This is a genomic window from Spirochaetota bacterium (assembly GCA_035477215.1).
GTDB lineage: Bacteria > Spirochaetota > UBA4802 > UBA4802 > UBA5368 > MVZN01.
Genome location: DATIKU010000016.1, coordinates 68,971 through 90,001, shown reverse-complemented (window position 1 = coordinate 90,001; position 21,031 = coordinate 68,971). Strand labels below are relative to the sequence as shown.

General features: G+C 60.2%; 19 protein-coding genes and 1 pseudogene. 11 read left to right on the top strand and 9 right to left on the bottom strand.

Annotation, left to right across the window (positions count from 1 at the left end):
• Positions 1 to 3 precede the first annotated feature (3 nt).
• From VLM75_03785 to VLM75_03770, 4 genes are read right to left on the bottom strand one after another with little or no spacing between them, the layout of a single operon-like run.
• Positions 4 to 648 (bottom strand): radical SAM protein, encoded by a 645-nt coding sequence (locus VLM75_03785; GenBank protein HSV96038.1) that lies wholly within the window; start codon positions 646 to 648, stop codon positions 4 to 6.
• On the bottom strand, positions 648 to 1,793 hold the full coding sequence (locus VLM75_03780; GenBank protein HSV96037.1) for an exo-alpha-sialidase: 1,146 nt from the start codon (positions 1,791 to 1,793) through the stop codon (positions 648 to 650). Before VLM75_03780 ends, VLM75_03785 begins: the two co-directional genes overlap by 1 nt.
• Positions 1,790 to 2,905: a phospholipase D-like domain-containing protein gene (locus tag VLM75_03775; protein ID HSV96036.1), complete on the bottom strand. Its 1,116-nt coding sequence runs from the start codon at positions 2,903 to 2,905 to the stop codon at positions 1,790 to 1,792. The genes VLM75_03780 and VLM75_03775 overlap by 4 nt, the downstream gene beginning before the upstream one ends.
• A gap of 36 nt (positions 2,906 to 2,941) precedes the next feature.
• Positions 2,942 to 3,916 (bottom strand): hypothetical protein, encoded by a 975-nt coding sequence (locus VLM75_03770; protein HSV96035.1) that lies wholly within the window; start codon positions 3,914 to 3,916, stop codon positions 2,942 to 2,944.
• Between the two features lie 127 nt (positions 3,917 to 4,043).
• Between VLM75_03770 and VLM75_03765 the strand changes: the two genes are divergently transcribed.
• Positions 4,044 to 7,403 (top strand): discoidin domain-containing protein, encoded by a 3,360-nt coding sequence (locus tag VLM75_03765; protein ID HSV96034.1) that lies wholly within the window; start codon positions 4,044 to 4,046, stop codon positions 7,401 to 7,403.
• 81 nt (positions 7,404 to 7,484) lie between these two features.
• Here the strand turns inward: VLM75_03765 and VLM75_03760 are convergent, their stop codons facing one another.
• A complete protein-coding gene (locus VLM75_03760; protein HSV96033.1) occupies positions 7,485 to 8,132 on the bottom strand; it encodes a hypothetical protein in 648 nt (215 codons plus the stop codon).
• Between the two features lie 195 nt (positions 8,133 to 8,327).
• On the opposite strand from VLM75_03760, the gene trxA reads away from it, so the two are divergent.
• The 7 genes and pseudogenes from trxA (at position 8,328) to VLM75_03725 (ending at position 12,569) form a co-directional block, all read left to right on the top strand.
• On the top strand, positions 8,328 to 8,642 hold the full coding sequence (gene trxA / locus VLM75_03755; GenBank protein HSV96032.1) for a thioredoxin: 315 nt from the start codon (positions 8,328 to 8,330) through the stop codon (positions 8,640 to 8,642).
• Positions 8,643 to 8,690: 48 nt separating this feature from the next.
• Positions 8,691 to 9,140 (top strand): D-aminoacyl-tRNA deacylase, encoded by a 450-nt coding sequence (dtd, locus tag VLM75_03750; protein ID HSV96031.1) that lies wholly within the window; start codon positions 8,691 to 8,693, stop codon positions 9,138 to 9,140.
• A gap of 33 nt (positions 9,141 to 9,173) precedes the next feature.
• Positions 9,174 to 9,659: pseudogene (locus VLM75_03745) on the top strand (shikimate kinase).
• A 48-nt stretch (positions 9,660 to 9,707) separates the two neighbouring features.
• Positions 9,708 to 10,772: a chorismate synthase gene (gene aroC / locus VLM75_03740; protein HSV96030.1), complete on the top strand. Its 1,065-nt coding sequence runs from the start codon at positions 9,708 to 9,710 to the stop codon at positions 10,770 to 10,772.
• Positions 10,769 to 11,710 (top strand): bifunctional riboflavin kinase/FAD synthetase, encoded by a 942-nt coding sequence (locus VLM75_03735; protein ID HSV96029.1) that lies wholly within the window; start codon positions 10,769 to 10,771, stop codon positions 11,708 to 11,710. The genes aroC and VLM75_03735 overlap by 4 nt, the downstream gene beginning before the upstream one ends.
• On the top strand, positions 11,694 to 12,287 hold the full coding sequence (locus tag VLM75_03730) for an MGMT family protein (GenBank protein ID HSV96028.1): 594 nt from the start codon (positions 11,694 to 11,696) through the stop codon (positions 12,285 to 12,287). The genes VLM75_03735 and VLM75_03730 overlap by 17 nt, the downstream gene beginning before the upstream one ends.
• Before the next feature lie 9 nt (positions 12,288 to 12,296).
• Complete coding sequence (locus VLM75_03725; protein HSV96027.1) at positions 12,297 to 12,569, top strand: DUF493 family protein; 273 nt, start codon at positions 12,297 to 12,299, stop codon at positions 12,567 to 12,569.
• Between the two features lie 20 nt (positions 12,570 to 12,589).
• Here the strand turns inward: VLM75_03725 and VLM75_03720 are convergent, their stop codons facing one another.
• Complete coding sequence (locus VLM75_03720) at positions 12,590 to 13,825, bottom strand: NAD(P)/FAD-dependent oxidoreductase (GenBank protein HSV96026.1); 1,236 nt, start codon at positions 13,823 to 13,825, stop codon at positions 12,590 to 12,592.
• Positions 13,826 to 13,968: 143 nt separating this feature from the next.
• Here VLM75_03720 and VLM75_03715 point away from each other — a divergent pair, with 143 nt between their 5' ends.
• Complete coding sequence (locus VLM75_03715) at positions 13,969 to 14,112, top strand: hypothetical protein (protein ID HSV96025.1); 144 nt, start codon at positions 13,969 to 13,971, stop codon at positions 14,110 to 14,112.
• Between the two features lie 45 nt (positions 14,113 to 14,157).
• Complete coding sequence (locus tag VLM75_03710; protein ID HSV96024.1) at positions 14,158 to 15,084, top strand: DMT family transporter; 927 nt, start codon at positions 14,158 to 14,160, stop codon at positions 15,082 to 15,084.
• A gap of 21 nt (positions 15,085 to 15,105) precedes the next feature.
• Here the strand turns inward: VLM75_03710 and VLM75_03705 are convergent, their stop codons facing one another.
• Positions 15,106 to 17,082 (bottom strand): NAD(P)H-dependent glycerol-3-phosphate dehydrogenase, encoded by a 1,977-nt coding sequence (locus VLM75_03705; protein HSV96023.1) that lies wholly within the window; start codon positions 17,080 to 17,082, stop codon positions 15,106 to 15,108.
• A gap of 281 nt (positions 17,083 to 17,363) precedes the next feature.
• On the opposite strand from VLM75_03705, the gene VLM75_03700 reads away from it, so the two are divergent.
• Complete coding sequence (locus VLM75_03700; GenBank protein ID HSV96022.1) at positions 17,364 to 18,647, top strand: IMP cyclohydrolase; 1,284 nt, start codon at positions 17,364 to 17,366, stop codon at positions 18,645 to 18,647.
• Positions 18,648 to 18,695: 48 nt separating this feature from the next.
• Here the strand turns inward: VLM75_03700 and VLM75_03695 are convergent, their stop codons facing one another.
• Together VLM75_03695 and VLM75_03690 are read right to left on the bottom strand one after the other, a co-directional pair.
• Entirely contained in the window at positions 18,696 to 18,833 is a 138-nt protein-coding gene (locus VLM75_03695) for a hypothetical protein (GenBank protein HSV96021.1), read from the bottom strand.
• A gap of 376 nt (positions 18,834 to 19,209) precedes the next feature.
• Positions 19,210 to 20,994, bottom strand: a complete 1,785-nt coding sequence (locus VLM75_03690; GenBank protein HSV96020.1) for an amidohydrolase family protein — start codon at positions 20,992 to 20,994, stop codon at positions 19,210 to 19,212.
• Positions 20,995 to 21,031 lie beyond the last annotated feature (37 nt).

The window sequence follows — 21,031 nt, the reverse complement described above, 5'->3', positions numbered from 1 at the left end:
TCCTTATCGTTTTTTCGGCTCACCGTCCGGCCATACGATGGCGTGGAGCTGAAGGTTCAGCCGCACGCGCAGTCCGTCCGCGAGGATGAGTCCGGCGAGCTCCGCCGGCGGTATCGTGCCGCGTACCGGTGAAAAGTTAACGACCGCCGCGCTATTTGCAAGATGTTTCTTTGCGAACTTCCTTGCAAAAGTATAGTCCTTCCTGTCGGCTATGACGAATTTTATCTCGTCGCGCGCTCCCACCCGGCGGAGGTTTTCCATCAGAAAGGAGCCGGCCTCGCCGCTTGATGGCGTTTTAACATCGACGATCTTGCGGATCTCCGGAGGCACAACGCCCAGGTCGATGCTCCCGTTCGTTTCGAGCTGCACCGCGTACGAGCGGGCAAGCCGTCCCATGAGCTCGGGAGCGTTCTCCTGGCAGAGCGGCTCGCCGCCCGTTATGGTGATATGATCGGGTGCGGGATATTTTGTTACCTCCTTGACAATGCGCTCGATGCTCATTCGCCTTCCGTCCGAGCGGGCGCAGGCGGTGTCGCACCAGGCACAGTCAAGGTTGCACCCGGCGAGCCTGATGAAAACAGACGGGAATCCCGCGCGGGTGCTTTCGCCCTGTATCGAGTAAAAGAGCTCGCTTACGAGGAGGTCCATTATAATCGATCCGCCGCGAGCTTCGATTCGGCAAGCCGCTCGAGGAGCGGGAGTTCGACCTTCGCGATCATGATGTCGCTTCGGGCGAGCATGCCTATGATCCAGGGGTAATCGCGCGCGGTGTCGCTGGTGTAGTAGCTGATATACGCGCGACCTCCGCGCAGGACGACCCCGGCGTACGAGGTGTCGCCGGCGCTCGGAAGGTCCGAGAGATAAACCAGCCGGTCCTCAAGAAGAAGGTAGAGCGCCGTTCGCTTGCGCGCGAGGATGCTTCCGAAATAAGTGAAGAATCCGGTCGGGTCGGGGTTGTGCCGTCCGACCGCGTAGGTTTTTCCGTTATACGAAAATAAAGCCGGACCGTCGAGACGCGTCACGAAGCTTTTCGTGGATTTCCATCCGGTGTAGGGAGCGGAGGCCACGGCGATGAGCGTCGAAGCGTTTTCGTCGCCCAGCCATCTGTCCGATCCCTCCAGGCGCGCCGTGGCGATCATGCGGCCGTCGGGGAGGAATTCGATGTCGGTCTCGTCGTTCCAGTCGCCCTCGTGTATCACCGACACCGGCGACCAGCGGACGCCGTCGGTCGATTTAAGCAGGATGGATTTGCCGTGCTCGTGCCAGTACGCGGGGACGTGCCAGGTGCGCCCGTCGCGGGTTTTGGGGCGCCAGAAGAGCCATCCCTCCGGCTCGATATCGCGCAGCGGCGTCCATGTTTTACCGTCGGCGCTGGTCCTGAGGGCGGTCCTGTATGGTTCGGCGATGAAGCGCGTGCTCTTGAGCACGTAAAGAAAGAGGCGTCCGCCGATTACGGCAAGCTTGGGATCGCGGATGTCCTCGCCGGGAATATTGACCTCCGAGAGTTTTTCCCACGTTCGCGCATCGGCAGAGCGCCAGATCATCAGACGGCATTTCTCGGTGGCGAAATGGTAGGGCGAGTTGGCATGCACCAGGTGAAAGCGGCCCCTCCAGAATATCATGTCGGTGTTCGAGTTGTGCATGCCGTCCCCGACCGCGGTCCAGGCTTCGAGCCGGAGAGAAGGGTCCACCAGCGCGGTGTTGGGGCGAAAATACCAGTACAGCATAAGCGATCCGATGGCCAGCGCGAGAAAAGCCGTCGAGGCGAGTCCCGCTTTCAGGATTTTTTTCATGGGCTACCTCCATATGATGTGATGGTGCGGCGTCTCGGGCGACTCCGCACTGGCCGCGTCGGAGGGGCGCCCGGCGGATAAAGCCGATCGAACTCGCTCGAGTACGCGCGGGCGATCTCCTCGTTGTGGATGATGAGGATGTTTTCGTCGTTGCGGACGTTCGCCCCGCGCGAAAAATTGTACGATCCGGTTACGACGATCGACTCGTCGATGATCATGACTTTATGATGCATCCGTCCCGGACCCGATATGATTCGCACGGGGATGCCCTCTATTTTCATCTTTACATATTCGGAGTCTTTGCTGTTGGACCCGGTCTTTTCCATGACGCCGCGGACCTCCACGCCCTTTTTGTGGAGCCGTATTAGCTCCTCGCCGAGCGGGTCGCTCGTAAACGAGAAGGCCATGAAACGCACGGATTTTTGCGACTTTTCGAGGCGCTTCAGGAGGATGCGCTCGATATTGTCATCGGGCGAGAAGTACGCGTTGATGTCGGTCTCGCCGACCCTTACATGGTATTTTTTGGCGAGCGCGCCGAGCGCGCCGAACTCCTTTTTGTTGGCGTAGACGCCGTCGCGGTGCATCTCCATGAACTCCGCCGTAAAGATCTGCGCGAGTGCCGCGGAGTATATGGCGATCGCGTTGTTGTCGTTTTTGCGCGCGTCGTTGAGGGTGAGGTTGTACGAGCCCGTCCAGACGAAGGCCCCGTCGGCGACGGCGAACTTGTGGTGCATGAGTCCAGGTCCGCTGTCGGTGGTGATCGGAATGCCGGCTTCCGCAAGCGAGCGCAGTGCAGTTTTACCGGCGTTGTCGCGCTCGGTCGCGATGCGAACATCGACCCCGCGCCGGTGCGCTTTGACGAGTTCGGCCGCGATCACCTCGTCGGATATGTCGTAAAAGGCGCCGTAAAACCTTTGCGTGGCGTGAGTGATGAGGCGCATGAAGGCCGCGTCGGGGGAGGATTCGGCTTTACGCGCCCCGGCGCCGGGGCGCGTAAAATAGACGCGCCACCAGCCGTTCCGTTGGCCGTTCTCCACCGGGGGGGGCGACGCGGCGAACAGGACGGCGATGAGCGGGGCGATGCGGGCGATCCGGATGATGCTGGTGCGCATATTTGGGCGATGTCTCCGTGCGAGCGGTCAGTTATTTTACTGAAGGCTGGATTTTTTTTCGTACAACAGATTTTCGAATTCGGTGAAAAGCAGCTGGTCGTCCGTGCCCGGGTAGAGCAGCTTTACCTTGGCGATAAGGGTAAAAAACGAGGCGAGGAGGTTGGCGTCGTTCATGGCCTCGATCATTGCGCGAACCTCGGCCTCGTTTTTGCCCAGCAGGTGAATGTAAAACCGGAGCGAGCCGTGTATGCCTTCAAGCTTGGAGGCGTTTTTACGGATGTCCTCCTCGGTATCGCGCTTGGACAGCATGGTCGCAACAAAGCTGAGTATATATTCCGCCTCGATGGGCGAAAGGTCGAAATCGAGGATGAGTTGGTTGACCTTGGAAATATCCATTTCCCGTAGATGGATGCGCGCAAGGAAGACCGGATTGTTCGACATCGTGTTGATGTTTAAGTCTTTCGCCACCTCGGTGGCGCGCCGGCTTCCGAAACTGTTGATTTCGCTTTCGTCCCCGGCCTCCCCGCCCTCCGCGCCTTTTCCGCCGACGAGGATGATATGCGCGCCGGCGAGCCTGTTTTTAATGATGATGATGTCGTTGCGCGTCACAGAGCCGCTCACCACGATGTGGTCCGGCCTGGTCCCGGTCTCGATTTCGCGGACCAGCATGGAAATGTCCCGGAGGCCCTTCAGCCTGACCGGTATGAGGTCGATATCGCTTTCGGTGGGGATGAAGATGTAGCGCTGTCTGCGGTCCGCGACCGTGTCCGCATAAGGAATGACGATCTGGCCCCTGGTGGCCTTCAGGAAGGACATCTCGGCGCCGGCGGTGTTCTTGATGATAAAATTTTCGCCCACGAAAACGACGAGCGAAACCCTGTGCAATACCTTCAGGCCCGAGGCGTCGGCGTATATCGACTTGCCCTTCCGGTCGAACGCGAGATAATTCCACTTTTTCGGAAATACCTTGAGCGTTATGCCCCGCGGGGTTGCCTGTTCGATGAAATCCATACGCCGGGAAGGTATGTTCGGCACGGCGTTTTATCAATCACTTTTTAACACCCAATAAAATATTTGACAATACCCTTACTCGAAAGGGATGATCGACGGGCGTTATTCCCGCGTCCGGAGATAAATGATGGAGCCTGTAAACGTCAGTATACGAAAAATCCATGGCGGTACGGTTTCCGCCTTTTCAAGCCAGCTCGATGAAGAACATTCCCCATCGGCCGTGCTTGCCGATGGGGGATACTGGAGCACCCAGAAGAGCAATTCGATCGTTCCCGAGTTCGTCATCGTCGATTTCGGGGAGGTTGTTCCCGTTGACTGCGTGGAGATATGCGCGGCGCCTGCGGGGAAAACGACATTTCCCCACGACTTCAGGGTCGAGGTGAGCGTAGATGGCGGGGTATGGAGGGTGGTGCAGAGCGAGAGAAAATACGAGATGGAAGAGAGCCTCGTCTACCGTCTCGATATGCCCCTCGCCCTGATTCGCTTCATCCGCCTGTATATTGTCAGGCCCCGGAAGACGGGGGCGAAGTTCTTCTCGGAAATAGGATCGATCAGAGCGGGGATCGGCGGTGCCCGGGAGGTGAGCGCGTCGAGCCATTCTTCGTACGAATTCCTGCCCGCGCGTCTGCTCGACGGCAACGACGATACGTTCTGGGAATCGGAGATCCGTACCGGACAGTCGCGGGAGCATGTGGAGCTCGACCTGGGGAGGGTATTGCAGGTAAACGGAATATGGCTCGTCTCCGCCGGTGTGGCGCCCCACGGTTTTCCGGAAAGCTTTTACGTGGAGGTCAGCACCGACCGCACTGTGTGGGCCCCGCTTTTCGAGGAAAAATATTTCAGCGCGCAGCCCTCGATGGCCTATTTCCACGAGGCGGTGGTGACGCCTGCGCGCTATGTGCGCGTCGAGATGAGCACGATTTCGCTTGGAGCAAAAACCTTCGGCGCGCGCCTGGCGGGCTTCGCCGTGAGCGCCGCCCCTTTCGAAATAGCGCATACGCATAACATAGGCGAGCTGACTCCGCAGGCTTCCATCTTCCAGGCGGGCGTGGTGCGGCTGGCCCGCGACGGTGGCGATTCGCTCGGCACCGTTGTGCAGGCGAGCGACCGGCGCCTCCGCGACGCGACCACGATTTTCAAGGGTATTGTACAGCTTGCCGAGGACGGCGACGACAGACCGGGTTTCGCCGTGCAGTCGTCCGATTCGAGGTTCAAACCGGCCTCGGAATTGCGTCCAGGGGTGGTGCGGCTTGCCTATGACAGGGAGAACAAGCCCGGTGTTGTCGTGCAGGCGAGCGATTCGAGGCTCGCGGAAGCCACGGAAAACACCTACGGGATCGTCCGTCTCTGTCCCGATGCGGTCTATTCTGACATGAGCGTTGTCCGGGGTACGGACAGCCGCCTGAAAAAGGCGACAACGACCTCGCACGGCATCTGCCGCCTCGCCGGGGACGGTGAGAACAACTCCGAGTGCGTGGTACAGGGAAGTGACCGGAGGCTCCGCAACGGTACGACTATCAACAAGGGAATCATCGAGCTTGCCGAGGACGGTGAGGATGCCGAGTGCGTGGCGGTGCAGGGGAACGACCGGCGGTTGAAAAACGCGACGACGATGGCGAAGGGCATTGTCGAGCTTGCGGAGGACGGCGAGGATGCCGCGGGCGTGGCGGTGCAGGGGAACGACCGGCGATTGCAAAACGCGAGCGAGAAGGCCAAAGGCATCCTGCGTTTCGCGAAGGATGGCGAAGATTCATCTCTGGCCGCAGTTCAGGGAAACGACCGGCGGCTAAAGAACGCGACGACGAAGGCGAAGGGTATTGTCGAGCTTGCGGAAGACGGGGAAGACCGTGGGGGCGTTGTGGTACAGGGGAACGACCGCCGTCTTAAAAACGCGAGCGAGACGGCCATGGGCATTCTGCGTTTCGCGAAAGACGGCGAGGATGATTCGCTTATCGCCGTACAGGGGAGCGACCGGCGGCTCAAAAACGCGACGACGATGGCCATGGGCATCCTGCGTTTCGCGAAAGACGGCGAGGATGATCCGCTTATCGCCGTGCAGGGGAGCGACCGGCGCCTTAAAAACGCAACGACGACGGCGAAGGGTATTGTCGAGCTTGCGGAAGACGGGGAGGACCGCGAGGGCGTGGTGGTTCAGGGGAGCGACCGGCGGCTCAAAAACGCGAGCGAGACGGCCAGGGGCATTCTGCGTTTCGCGGAGGACGGCGAGGAGGTTGCGCTGACCGCAGTGCAGGGGAGTGACCGGCGTCTTAAAAACGCCACGACGACGGCGAAGGGAATCGTCGAGCTTGCCGATGACGGTGAGGATGCCGGGGAGGTTGTTGTCCAGGGAAACGACCGGCGTCTTAAAAACGCGACGACGTTGGCGAAGGGCATTGTCGAGCTCGCGGAGGACGGCGAGGATGCCGCGGGCGTGGTGGTGCAGGGGAACGACCGTCGGCTGAAAAACGCGACCGAGAGCGCGCCGGGTATAGTGGTCCTCGCCGCAAACGGGGAGATTAAGAAGGGGGCGGTACTTCAGTCCGACGACGCGCGGCTTTCGGACCCCAGGGAACCGCTTCCCCATGCGCATAACTACGCGCCGCTGGTGCACGCATATTCCGGCCATTCCGGCACGATAAGCGTGACCGAGAAGCGCAGTGAGGCCTTCGTCGGGATAGCGCCGCCGCCGGACTCCTCGGCGGTGGTATACGCGAAAAACGAATCCCCCGGCGACGGCTCGGTCGGCGTGATCGGAGTGTCTGCGGGTTGTCCGGATGGCGCACAACGCTCGTGGGGCGTCATCGGCCACGGCGCATTCGCCGGGGTGAAGGGGCAGTCTCCGGGCAACGGCGAGGCAGGGCCGCGCGGTTGCGGGGTGATCGGCGTTTCGCGGTTCGGCGCGGGCGGGGTGTTCGCCAGCGAACATTCCTATTCACTGGTCGCGGACGGATATGGTTCGATCGGCGATTTCGACGACACGGTGAACCTGGTGGGCAATGGCGAGGCGCTCCTGGTGAAGGGTTCATCCGAGTTCCATGGCAGGATGCGGGTCCACAACCGGAGCCGGGAGGGCTCGTTCCCGGCGAATATCGTGGAGATGTTCGAGGTCGATGATATCGATTACATCTCCCCGGGCGACATCCTCACGGCAAGCGCGGTCGGGGGCGGCGTACTGTCGCGTTCGAGCGGCGCATACATGCGATCGGTCGTCGGGATCGTTTCGGGAAATCCGACGCTGGTGATTGACAATACCGGCGAATCGCGGAAGGCGTATCCGGTGGCGCTTGCCGGAAGGGTGCTCTGCAAGGTCGACGCGCGCGGTCGCCCGATACGCCCGGGCGATCTCATCGTGACATCGGAGACGCCGGGTTGCGGCATGGCCGGGGAGATCGACTCGTTCGCCAAAATCGGCACCGTTATCGGAAAGGCGCTCGACGGGCTCTCCGGGGGAATGGGAACCATTTCGGTGTTTGTGGCGCACCTTTAAAACACGAAAGGCGGATCGTTCTGATCCGCCTTCTGCCGGGCCGCGGGGAAAAGGGCCGGCCCTCCCGCGCAGTGCGGCGGGTCAGGGCCTAAGCCGCTTCAGGATCTCGATCTCGGTGCGGCTGAACACCTCTTCCTGGTACTTGTTCACATCCTTCGCGATATCCTTTCCCACATAGGTGATCTTCCGGCTGTATGGTTTCTTTTCGTACCTGTCCACCCACATGACGACGGTCGTTTTTTCAGAATCCCATATCCTGGCGCCCTGATTGTCCTTGAGCGTCTCTCCGGTAAACGGTCCATACTGTTCCTGAATGCGCCGGCTCACCTCGTCCATGGCAAGATAGGGAAAACGCACGGCAACATAATAGAGGCGCGGTTCGATTTCCGCGGCCGCGGCATCTCCGGTATCGGCCGCGGGGGCGGTCTCGCGGGCAAAGAAGCCGTAAATATATTCTATATCCCCGTCGCGCGATGTGATGATTTTCTTTTCATCGGTGTAGGTGATTTTGCCCAGTACGTTATTCCTTACCGAGTTCAGAGTATCGCCCCATTTTGTTTTGCTGAAGCCTTCTATTGATTTGCCCGTGGTCTTCGGGGCTTCTCTGGCGGCCGGGGTTTCCATTGCCGGGGGCGGCGGGGTCCTCCGGGCGGGGGCCGTCTGGGCGAAAAGCGATACGCATGCCGCCAGAACGCATATCGCCAGGAATCCCTCGATGAATCGTTTCATGGTGTGAATCCTCGCTGTAAGATGTCGCGGGCCGTCATGGTGCCCGGGACGGGACCTGGAGCGCCTGACTTCATTATCGGACGCGCCGGGCGAATAATGAAAGGGATTATTTGACCCGGGCGTTCAAATTGTATTGACATACTCCGCTCGTTCAATTAATTAAAAGTGAGTTGCGGCGAGGAAAGAGGAGGAGATATGGCTGGTATTCTTGAGGTAAACGACGGCAATTTCAACAAGGAGGTCCTGGAGGCCCCGGGCAAGGTGCTGGTGGATTTCTGGGCCCCGTGGTGCGGTCCCTGCAGGATGCAGACCCCCATCCTGGAGCGGCTTGCACAGTCCGGGACCATCAGTGCGAAGATAACCAAGCTCAATACCGATGAGAACCCGCAGATCGCGCAGAAGTACGGCATCAGCTCGATCCCCACACTGATTCTCTTCGCCGACGGCAACGAGTCGGAGCGGATGATAGGGGTTCAGCCGGAAAACGTGCTGAGCCAGAAACTGAAATAGCCGGTCCCCCCGGTTTCCGGTTTCACTATTCCCGGTTCGCTATTTTCCATGAGGGCGGTGGTTCAGAGAGTACTGCGGGCCGGCGTGGAGCTTGACGGCTCGACTGTGGCCTCCATCGGCGGGGGTATGCTCGCGCTGGTCGGTTTCCATCGTGACGATACCGATGCGGATATCGAATATATCGCCGGCAAGCTCCTGGGTCTGAGGATTTTCGACGATGTATCGGGCGTTATGAACCATACTCTGTCGGAAACCGGGGGAGGACTCCTTCTCGTCTCGCAGTTCACGCTGTACGGCGACGCGCGCAGGGGGAGGCGTCCGTCCTATTCCGAGGCGATGCCGCCCGGACCGGCCCGGGAGATGTTCGACCGTTTCGTCGCTCACTGTCGCATGCTCCACCCGATCGTGGAGCATGGAGTGTTCGGGGCCGACATGATGGTGAACCTTGTCAACCGGGGCCCCGTCACAATCCTTTTGGACAGCGACCGGCTCTTTTAGTCCGGATTGGCCGCGCGAGGATTTTATTAATTCATGAAGATCATACTGACAGGACCAAAATGCTCCGGGAAGAGCACAATCGGACGCTTGCTCGCCGAGAGCACCGGTCTTCCATTTATCGAAACCGACTTCCATCTTGAGGATCTCTACTTCGGCGAGACCGGCGAGCGTCGAAGCTGCCGGGATATCTGTTCGATCGAGGGGGAGGCGTCCTTCCGCGCGCGGGAGGCCCGGGCGGTTGCCGACATCGCCGCGCGCGACTGGTGCGTGATCGCCACCGGCGGCGGCACCATGCTCGATCCGGAATCCCGTGAACTTCTCGCCTCAGGTTCCATCCTCGTGCTCATCAAGGCGCCGATTCACCTGCTCTGGGACCGGCTGCAAAGGGTCGGCCTTCCGCCCTTCCTCTCGCGCGCGGACGGGTTGTCGGAATACCAGGAACGGGTCCGCCGGCTCTACGAGGCGACGGAGCACCTGGCCGACATCGTCTTTGCCGTAACCCCGGAAAACGAAAACGACGCGCACCGGCTGATCATGGACCGGGTGGCCGGCGCGATGCTTTTACGCATGCGCTCCCCGAGCTCGTTCGGCGAGGTGTTGCGCGTAACGACCTTCGGCGAAAGCCACGGGCCCGCCGTGGGGGCGGTGCTCGATGGAGTGCCGCCGATGGTCGAGCTGTCGGAGGTGGATATACAGCGCGAGCTTGACCGGCGGCGTCCGGGCCAGAGCGCCGTTACGACGCCGCGCGCGGAGGAGGACCGCGTACACATCCTATCGGGCGTGTTCGAGGGAAAGACCACCGGCGCGCCCATATGCATGCTGATATATAATAAGGACCAGGATTCCTCGAAATACGAAGCGATCCGTGATGTTTTCCGGCCCGGCCATGCCGATTTCACCCTCTGGAAGAAGTTCGGCATTCGAGATCACCGTGGCGGCGGCCGTTCGTCGGGGAGGGAGACGGCGGGAAGGGTGGCCGCCGGGGCCGTCGCGAAAAAGCTCCTTGCGGAGCACGGCATCTCCGTCACCGCCTTCGCACAGGAGATCGCCGGCATCCGGGGAGAGGTTGAGGACCTGGGTTTTATCGAAAGCAACCCGGTCCGCGCGGCCGATCCCTCGGCGGCGAAGTTGATGGAGGAGGCGATCATCCGCGCGCGCGCGGAGAAAGATTCGGTGGGAGGCGTTGTGAGGCTTGTGGTGAGGGGCGTTCCGGCGGGGCTGGGTGATCCGGTGTTTTATAAGATCGACGCGCGCCTCGCGATGGCGCTTTTTTCCATCGGCGCGGTAAAGGGTGTGGAGATCGGCGCGGGCTTCAAGTCGGCACGCCTGCGCGGAAGCGAAAACAACGACCCGATGCGCGACGGAGCGTTTCTTTCGAACAACGCCGGCGGCATACTCGGCGGTATCACAACAGGCGCGGACATCGTCGCGTGCGTCGCGGTGAAACCCACACCGTCGATATTCCGCGGGCAGGATACGGTCGATACCGACGGAAACAGCCGTTCCATCAGCGTTGAGGGACGACACGACCCCTGCATCGTTCCCCGCATCGTGCCGGTGGTGGAGGCGATGGCGGCGATCGTGCTCCTGGATGCGCTTGAAATTCAGCGGAAGATCAAAGGCGTACGATGAATATACTGCGCGGCATTCCCGGGGAGAAGGGCTATTTCAAGAACCCGGTCGTTACGCTGGGGAGTTTCGACGGCGCGCACCTGGGGCATCGACGGATTTTCTCGACCATGCTGAATATCGCCCGGCGGAAGGGCGGCGACGCGATCGTCATGACATTCGGCGCCCACCCGCGCAAGGTACTCACTCCGCAGACGCCGCCGAAGATCCTCACGACGACCGACGAAAAGCTGCGCGTCATCGGCGACTGCGGTATCGAAAACGTCGTGCTCCTGGACTTCACGCACGATATGGCCGAGATGAACGCCGCGGAATTTTTTAACGAAATAGTGTTAAAGAAGATAGGCGTGATCGATATCGTGGTCGGATACGACCATGCCTTCGGTAAAAACCGCGGGGGCACGATCGACTTCTTGCGCGAGCTGTCTAAATCGCGCGGTTTTGGCGTTACCCGGGTCGAGCCGAAGAACTTTTATTCACGGCCCGTGTCGTCGACATGGATACGCACCGAAATCGAGGACGGCAACGTCAGGCTCGCCTCCGCTCTCCTGGGACGGGATTATGGTCTGCGGGGCACCGTGGCGGCGGGCGCCGGGCGGGGGGCGAAGATCGGCTTCCCCACCGCCAACATCGTTCCGGAAGACCGCGACAAGGTGATCCCGGGCGACGGGGTTTACGCAGTGCGGGTCCGGGTGGAGGACGAGCCTTCGCTAAAGGGTATGCTGAACATCGGCACCAATCCAACCTTCGACGGCGTTCACAGGACCATCGAGGTCAATATCTTCGACTTCGACGCAGACCTCTACGGAAAAAGCATGGAGGTGGAGTTCGTCGAACGCCTGCGCGAGGAGGTCCGCTTCGCATCGGTCAGGGAGCTTGTCGCCCAGCTCGAGAATGATCGCATAACGGCAATAGAGGCGCTTTATGGACAACCACGCTGATGTCTCTCCATCATACGCGCGCCTCGCGCGCCTGAACGGCCTTTGTCATGAAACATTCGAACTTCCTTCCGGGCCCTTCTTCATTTTCGCCGATGACGTGGCGCTTCGGCTTGCCGCCTTCGAGGGCGGGATCGATGAGAAGGCGCTGATCAGGGGAATCCCCTGCAGACGCAATGCGCCGCTACGTACCGCGCTTAAATTCCTGGACGCGTATGTCCATGGGATGAAGGCCCCCATTCCGCCGCTGGATCTTTCGGCTTACACCGAGGGCGAGAGGGCGATATATCGCGCGCTGCTCAGGGTGCCGTTCGGGCGGACGATCGGCTATGGAGACCTCGCGTGTCGGGCCGGGTTCGAGGGCGGCGCGCGCTTTGCGGGTAATTGCATGGCGAAAAACGATTTTCCGGTGTTTATTCCCTGTCACAGGGTTATCAAATCAGATGGCTGTATCGGGCGTTTCTCCGGCGGGACGGGCATTAAAGAGCTGCTTCTCGGGCACGAGGGCTCACTTCCCGTCCGGATGAGGGGCGGAGCGTCCGGGGCGCACCGTTCTGCACGGGGCCGGGCCGACGGTTAAGGAGGCTTTATGGCAGGGCATCATCATGACGCAACGAGGGAGCTTCCGGATTTTCCCACTGAAATCACTTTCAAGGCCGTTTACCGGTTTTCCCCTCATCTTATGGAAACGCTGAAAAACGCCCTTCACGAGCAGGGGATTTCCGCAATCGTTGAAAGCCGTCCGAGTTCGGGAGGTAAATTTATTTCCTACACCGTCACCGCGGTATTCGAGTCGGAGGAAAGGCTGAAGGGCGTGTGCGGCGTTGTCGCCGAAATCGAAGGTTTTATGACGATGTTCTGATCGACGTTATGCGCGCGCCCTCAGGAGGATGCGGCCGTTCCCGCAAGGGCTCCGGTACTCCAGGCGAACTGGAGATTATATCCCCCGCTGTCGCCGTCGATGTCGAGCAATTCCCCGGTAATGTAAAGGTTCTTAACGCGTCTGGATTCCAGCGTGGCGGGGCGCACGTCGCCGACATCGACCCCACCGGCGGAAACCACCGCCTCGTTGAACGAACGCACCGCCCCCGGCCTCAGCCGCAAATCCTTGAAAATGCAGGCGATCGCTTTTCTCGAACCGGCGGAAAGCCCCCTTGCGGGCGCGGCGGGATCGACTCCGGCAATTCCGAGGAGGGTGTCGCACAGGCGGTCCCTGAGCAGGCCGCGCAGACTCAGACCCATGGGGCGCTCGCCGACGCTCCATAGCTCCGAAAGCAGTATTTCGAGCTCGGCGGCATCGGTGTCGGGAAAGAAGTCGATGGCGATCTCCGGTGTTTCTCCGGCGCAGAGCGATTCACTGACCGTGCGCGACACCTCAAGCGCCGCCGGACCGGAAATGCCGTATTTGGTGAAGAGAAGCTCCCCGGTGGAGCGTTCGACGAGCCTTCCGGAGCGCATCACCGAGACCGAGCAGTCCCGTTTGATTCCCTCCAGGCGGTGAAGGGCTTTAAGAGTTATATTGATGGGAAGAATGGCCGGAAAGGGTTCGTGCAAGGTGTGGTCCAAGGCGGCCGCGAGCTCGTAGCCGGAGCGCGAGGCGCCGAGCTGGGGATAGGCGCAGCCGCCCGCGGCAAGAACCGCCGCGTCGAAATCCGCTTCTTCCTGCCCCGCCGTGATCAGGCGGAGGCGCCCGTCGCGTTCTTCCAGCCGCTCGATTTTTCGATGAAGACGGATATCCACGGCAAGCCTTTCCAACTCGTATTCGAATATCTGCGTTACGGTGGATGCCTGCAGCGATGCCGGATACAGCCTGCCCCCCTCCAGCTCCACGAAAGGAATGCCGATTCGCCTGAAAAAACCGATGGTGTCGTCGAGGCCGAAGCGCCCGAAGACGTTTCGTACGAACTGCGGATTGCGCCCATGGTAGAAGGATGCGTCGATGTTTCTGTTGGTTATGTTGCAGCGCCCGTTGCCGGTCGCGCGGACCTTCCGGCCGAGCATTTTCTGCTTTTCAAAAAGCGTTACCCGGGCGCCCCCGGAAGCGGCGTGCCAGGCCGCCATCAGGCCGGAAGCCCCTCCGCCGATTATGGCAACGGATTTTCTCTTATCGTTTTTCATCTGATGTTCATCCGCCAAAGACCGTGCGGCCGCAGCGGCGATCCACCGTGTTCGGCCGGAAGGCGCAACCGGCGGTCGGTAAATTGTCATTGACAGATACCCGGCGGGTCGCATATTTTCACTTTTCTCTGACAGGTGGCATTATGGCATTCATCTGGAACGTCATCAATTCCTTTTTTCGGTGGATATTTACCGCCTCCGACATCCCGAACAAGGTGCTTCCGGTCAGGTTCGGCCGAGTCGCCCGGACCATACTCTTTAAAGAGACGTTTATGGGATGCGCATGAAGCTCGGGCTCGTCATGAACGATCTTTTGGAGCGGACGGTTCGGCTTGGCGACGAATTCAGACTCGGGAGGGTATAGCGCGGGTCGCGCCCCGCTCGATTACAAACCAATGTACACGGGCATCCTCCTGCTCCTCCTTGCCGAGTTCACCTTCGCGCTTTCAACGGTCTTCGGGAAACTCGTCACCAACAATTCCGCCATAGGCGGCATCGAGATCACGTTCGTGCGCTTCGCGATCGGCACGCTGGTCGCCGGTCTCTACATGCTTTTTATGCGCAAGTCGTTCAGGCCGAACAATCTGAGGCACGTGGTGTTGCGTGCCGTGTTCAACGTTACGGCGGTTATGCTCTTTTTCGCCGGACTCGAACTGACCACGGTCACCAATGCCAACATGCTCAACATGACCTATCCGGCATTCGTGTTCCTCGTCGCTCCTTTCATCAACGCCGAGAAAACGAGGCTTCGAAACGTCTTCTATCTCCTCCTCACGTTGGCGGGCGTGTACCTCATCGTCGCGCCTGATTTCGATAGCATCAATCCCGGCGATCTGCTCGCGCTCCTGTCGGGGCTTGTGGCGGGTTTCGGCATTCCCTTTCTCAGGGAGGCGCGCAAGTACGATTCGAGTGAAGTCATCGTCTTCTATCTCATGGTTTTCGGCTGCATGCTAAGCGGTTTATTTTTACTGTGGGACTGCGTGCTGCCCCGTGGGATTGTCACCCTGTACCTGTTGCTCTCGGGAGCGGCGGCCGCCGCGGGGCAGGTGTTCATCACCATTGGTTACCGGTATATCGAGGCCGCGTCGGGCTCGCTGGTGTCCGCGAGCCGCATCATCTTCGCCGGCGCCCTTGGTGTGCTCGTTTTCGCCGACCCGTTTACCGTCTCCATCATGACCGGCGCCCTCCTGATCCTGGTTTCGCTGCTGGGAGTCGGCGGTCTGTGGGAGCGGGCGGGCGCACTTTTCGGTCGCCGGTAGCAAGCCTCGCAGCGCCCCGTTTTACCGCTTCCGGTTGATCGCTCCCGAGCCTGTAATCCTTCGCGCGATTTCCACCAGCAGGGGACCGGCATCCGGCGCGGCGGAGGACGAGAGGGGCTCCCCGATTCTCAGCCTGACACCTCCCCTCCCTGCGCGCGCTTCGGCCGGATATGCCGATACGGGAAAAAATAGCAGGGGCTGTCGCGTATCGAGAATCGACTGGAGCAAAAAGGCCGCTTCGTCGTTATACGAATTGCCGAGTACTCCGCTATTTTCCCTCGGCGGGGAAAGCAGGAGAACGGGTATTCCGTGGGAAGCCATGAATGAGAGATACGACGCCAGTACCTCCCGGTAGAGCGGATCGCCGATCCTTGCGTAACCGGCGGAAAAGCCGCCGCAGCGGCGTAGTATCCCGTCCATAAACGGCCCGCGGATCGGCACCTCATCAGTCCAGAACCTCGGTGGCGGCATTCCACGGCGCCGTATCGCGAATACCGCTTGCGGGACCATGGCGCGGTCATCGAGGGGCATGACGTACACCGGCGTAAAGCCAGACATTTCACGGGAGCGCCGTATGCCGCCGCCTTCGACACGGAGCACGGCAACGGGAAGGCCGCGCGCTCCGGCGAGTGGCGAAATCAACGAGAGGATATTCAGCAGAAAAAACGCAACCGCGGCGAACACCCGGCTGAACCTGTCGGCGATATGATCGAAAACGGCGGACGCTTTTTCTATGATCGCGGCCCGGGCATCGGCTGTATCGCCGCATATACCCGGCACCCCCGCCGTGTCGATTTTTCGAACCAGGTCGTCGAGTACGGGCTTTTTAAACAGCGTTCCGGCCTGGTGCCGGACGTCCCTGCCGCTGAGGAATGGCTGGAAGCCGGCGCGTGCATAAAGCTCCTCGAATCGGCGCGGGTCCTTGATGGTCTCCACGAGCAGCGAAGGATCTTTGCGGTTGAGCAGCACCTCGTAAAGCGAGCGGTACAGCGGCAGGGCGACCCCCACGCGTTCGGCGATTTCTATAAGCGGCTCGATCGCGTAGGCGCCCTCGGCGAGATAGTGCAGTCGCTGCGTCATGCGTTCCATAACGCGGCCGGGCCGGAAATAAAGCAGGATGCGGTCGAAGAGACCGAGAGGCCGCCCTCCCTTGATTATTCGGCCGGCGATATCACTACCGAAACGACGGTTCCGGCTGTGGGAGCTCAGCGCGGTCGCGACGAGGTCGCCGAGTCCGGAGATGTCAAGAAGGGTTTCCTCGCGCCCTCCCAGCGCCGTTCCCACGCGGAGCATCTCCTTCATGGATTCCGCGATGAGTGCGCCGGCGAGGTTGTCACCGCATTTCGGCAGCACGCTGATCATGCCTGCCGCGATCGCCGCGGGATTTTTAAGGGTGCCGCCCAGTTCGACCCCCCGGATATCGTCCGTTTCCCGGCACTGGAGGAACGAACAGGAGAGCAGACGGGTGAAGACGCGGCGCGTTTCTTCGTTCGCGCTTCCGATACTGATACAGCTGTGAAAGCGAGTCGTTACCTCCTCGGCGTGTGTGGGGCCGGAGATCGCGGCTATCCTGTTTCCGACGCGCGGAAGGGCGAGGGCGATGGTCTCCGATATCGTGAGCGTCTTGCCCTGGATTTTACAGAAGCCCTTTGAAAGGAAGGCAACGTGGGCGTCCGGCAAAATGTGCGCGGCACATCTCTGGCAGGTATCGTATACCGCCTTAGACGGCGTGGCGATGATGACGATGCGCGCGTTCTGAAAACATTCCCGCAGGCTGTAGGTGGCGCTTACGTTTGATGGCAGTACCGTACCCGGGAGGTAGAGTGTGTTTTCGGAGCGTTTGTTGATTGTATGCGCAACTGATTTTTCGTATGCCCACAGCCGCACACAAAGGCCCGGATGGTTTTCCGCGATCAGGGCGGCCACGGCTGTGCCCCACGCTCCGGCGCCGATTATCGAAACGACGCCGAACGAATCGATTTTCCAGACTGTCCGCATAAGCGCTCCATTCGTAATCTGTGGCCCTTTATCACCTGCGTGAAGGACTTGCTTTAGTCTGCACAAACAGGCGGGATCGCGCAATCAATTTTCCGTATGTATCAGGCGATCGGTCGAGGGGTCGGAAATTTCTCGTTGACATGGAAGTGCCGCGGTAAAAGATTACCTGACATCCCGGACGGGATGTTCGTTTCGTGTGCCGCGAAACCCGGTTTATCGTTTTGCCTTCGCCGGCGGCGAGAAGCGGCCGGGTCCGATACTCTAACGAATCAGAGGGACCGATGGATTTAAAAAAAGCATATAAAACCATTATGGACGACCACTTCCCCGACACCATGACCATCCGCTTCGGTGACCAGACGCTGGAGTACAGAAAACGCTCATGGAAACTCGAGGACGGAGGGGCGCTAGTGGAAAAGGGGCTGCGCTACGGTGAGAACCCCGGGCAGGAGGCCGCCATGTACGAACTTGTAAACGGCAACCTCGCGCTGGGAGGATGTACGTTCATCGCTTCCGGTAACGCGCTTGCAAGCGGCATTGACGAGGCCATGATGATCCAGCCGGGCAAGCACCCCGGTAAAATAAACCTTACCGACATCGATAACTCGCTCAATATATTGAAATACCTTTCGGAGAAGCCCGCCGCGGTGATCGTCAAGCACAACAATCCCTGCGGTGTCGCGTACGGTGCGACCCCTGCGGAGGCGTTCGGTCGGGCGTTTCGCGCCGACCGCATCGCGGCGTTCGGCGGGTGCGCGGCGCTCAACCGGACGCTCGACCGCGACACGGCCGAGCTGATCGCGCGTGAATACATGGAGGTGGTGGTGGCGCCCGATTACGCCGAGGGCGCCGTTGAAATTTTGAAGAAGCGCAAGAACCTGCGCATCATCCGGATAGACCGCATTGACAAGCTCGAGAAATACCGCACCATGCGCTTCGTGGATTTCAAGTCGCTCATCGACGGCGGCATCATCGTGCAGCAGTCGCCGCTGAATATCGTCAAAACCAGTGAGGATCTCAAGCCCGCCGCCGCGGAGTACAAGGGCGAAAAATACGCGATCGAGCGCCTGCCCTCGGAAAAAGAATACGATGATCTGCTCTTCGGCTGGTTTGTCGAGCAGGGGGTAACCTCGAACTCGGTCCTGTACGTGAAAGACGGCGTAACGGTCGGCATAGGTACCGGCGAACAGGACCGGGTCGGCGTCGCCGAAATCGCCGTATACAAGGCATACACCAAGTACGCCGATCTATTGTGTTTCGAGCGGTATGGCATCTCCTACAAGCAGTTCGAGCTGGATGCGGCGAAGGGTGAGGGCAAAAAGACCGACCTCGAGGCGATCGACGAGCAGACCCGCGCCTCGCGCGGCGGGCTTATCGGCGCGGCGATGGTGTCGGACGCGTTCTTCCCGTTCCGTGACGGCGTCGACGTGGGGATCGCCCAGGGAATTACGTCAATCGTGCAGCCGGGGGGGTCTGATCGCGATTTCGAGTCGATCGTCGCCTGCAACGAGGCCGTGCCGAAGGTGGCGATGGTCTACACCGGGCAGCGGGCGTTTCGGCATTAGCCGAAACGCCGCCGACCGCATGCGGTCGGCGATTCGGGGAAGGCGGGGTCAGAGCTTTAATTTGAATTTCTTTTTCTTCTTCTCGACTTCATGCTTCTTTTCGGGTTCCTTTTCCTTGCCCATGTAGTCGCCATCCTGCCGGCGGCCGCGCTGGACGCTCCCGTCGGGGTTCGTCATCATCCCCATGCCGTGCGGCTTTCAGTCCTTCCACCGGCCCGTATAGTGACGCCCGTCGCCGAGCTTCATGGTTCCCTGTCAGCTCATGCAGTCGCCGCTCGCGCACTGCGCGTACAGTTCGACCGATACAAACGCAATCATGCATGCGAATAGCGCGGCTTTTGAATACCCTCATGGCATACCCCTGAAAATGGACGATCGCAACGATGGGTTTCCATACCCGTGTGGGTGATATGTCAACAGATATGCGATTGGTGGATGGAGAATGCATTCCGGCAGGCGGCGTATTTTTACTCCCGGATGAGCGGGGACCGGTGAGGCTGCCCTCTGCTCGTGTGGAAAAAGCGAAAGGCGGCCGGGAGTTTTTCGGCCGCCCAATACGCTTCTATATAATCACGCCCGCTTTAACGGACGCGTCGACCGTGCCGTTCGCGAGTACGCGTTTCCCGTTGACGAAAACGCCCGCGATTCCCGTGGGGGGCGCATCGCTGTGTTCGCGTGTGGTGTTGTCCTTTATCGTGTTCCAGTTGAAGACCGTTATGTCCGCAGCGTAGCCCTTTTTGAGATAGCCTCGTTTTTCGAGCTTGAAACGATCGGCCGAAGCGCCGGTCATCTTGCGCACCACGTCTTCCATCGGGGCCAGCTTGTAGTCGCGCGCGTACTGGAGCAACAGCGGGAAGTTGCCGAACGCGCCGGGGTTCTGCACCCCAGCCGGCGTGACCCACGCGTCGGTCATGAAGAGCGCGGCGGGGTGCCGGATCATGTCGTGCACGTTTTCGAGCTTGCTGTAACGGTGGTTGAGCACCCGGGCCGCGCCATTGGTGCGCCTCGAGATGTCAAGCAGGCAGTCGAGCTCGTCCATCTTGCGCGCTTTCGCGATCTCATCCACGAACATGCCGTTATACTGTACGAGCTCCGGATCGATGGCGTTGGTCACCTGAATGTCGCGGTAACCGAAGCCAAGGAGCTTTCGTACGATATACATCTCCATGCGGAGCTTGCGCCGCGCCGAGCTGCTCTCGTAGGCCTCGGGGAGGCGGGCGAGGAACCACTGAGGAAGGAAGACGTTGATGACCGATACGCCGCAGTGATAGGCATAGGTGTCGAACTGGATGTCGAGGCCGCTTTTCCTCGCGCCGTCGATGAGCTCGAGCGCCTCGGGGCAGGTTTTCCACGATTTTTCTCCGACGAAGATGAGGTGCGAAAGCTGCATCTTCACGCCGGTCTCCTTCGCCACCGCGAGCATATCGTCGATCGCCAGGAGGTTATGCGCCCTTCCGAAGGGCCGGACCGGGTAGGAGGGCGAAAGCGCCGAGTAGGCCTTCATGTGAACGGTGATTACCGCATCCCTGCTTTTCACCAGGCGGGCGATTTCCGTAAGCTCCTCCATCGTCGCGAAGATGTCCGGCTCGTACTGGAGGCCGTATGAAATGCCGCGCGCTCCCTGGTCGAGCGCCTCCTCCAGGAGCCCCCGGTAGACCTTCATTTCGTCGGGCGAGAACGGATCGCTCTTCATGCCGCGCATCGACATGCGGGTGGTGCCGCTTCCGGCGAGCACCGCCATGTTGTGGGTGAGTGATCGGTTCTTCAGGCGGTCGAAAAACTCACCGTAGGTGTCCCATTCGACCGAGAATATGCGGTCCATGATGCGTTTTTCGATCATCTCCCGGTGGGGAGAGTTTTTCATATACGCCGCCACTCCGAAACCGCAGTTGCCGGCGACGAAGGTGGTGACGCCCTGGGCGGTGAAGGGCGTTTTGAGTTCGTCATGGCCCTCGGCCGGAAGCACCCCGTCCATATGCGAGTGCATGTCGATAAAGCCGGGTGATACGACGAGACCCTCGCAGTCGACAGTTTCGCCCGTGAATTCCATCCCGCCGGGCGCTATCTCCTCGATGACGCTCCCTTTGATTAAAAGGTCCCCCCTGAATCCAGGGGTGCCCGTACCATCGGTGATAAATCCGTTTTTAAGGAGTATTCTTATACCGTTGTCGTTTACCGCGACCTTTATCGCCTTGAACTTGCCGGAATTACCCGACTCCTTAGCCTGCGCGTAACGGCTGAAGAATCGTCCGAACAGGCCGGACGCGGCCAGGGTCGCCGCTGTTGTGATTACGAATGAGAGAAATCCCCTGCGGGACACTTCGCCGGAATTGATGCCGTTGTTCATGCCTGACCTCTATGGTATACACCCGAAAGTTGCGCCG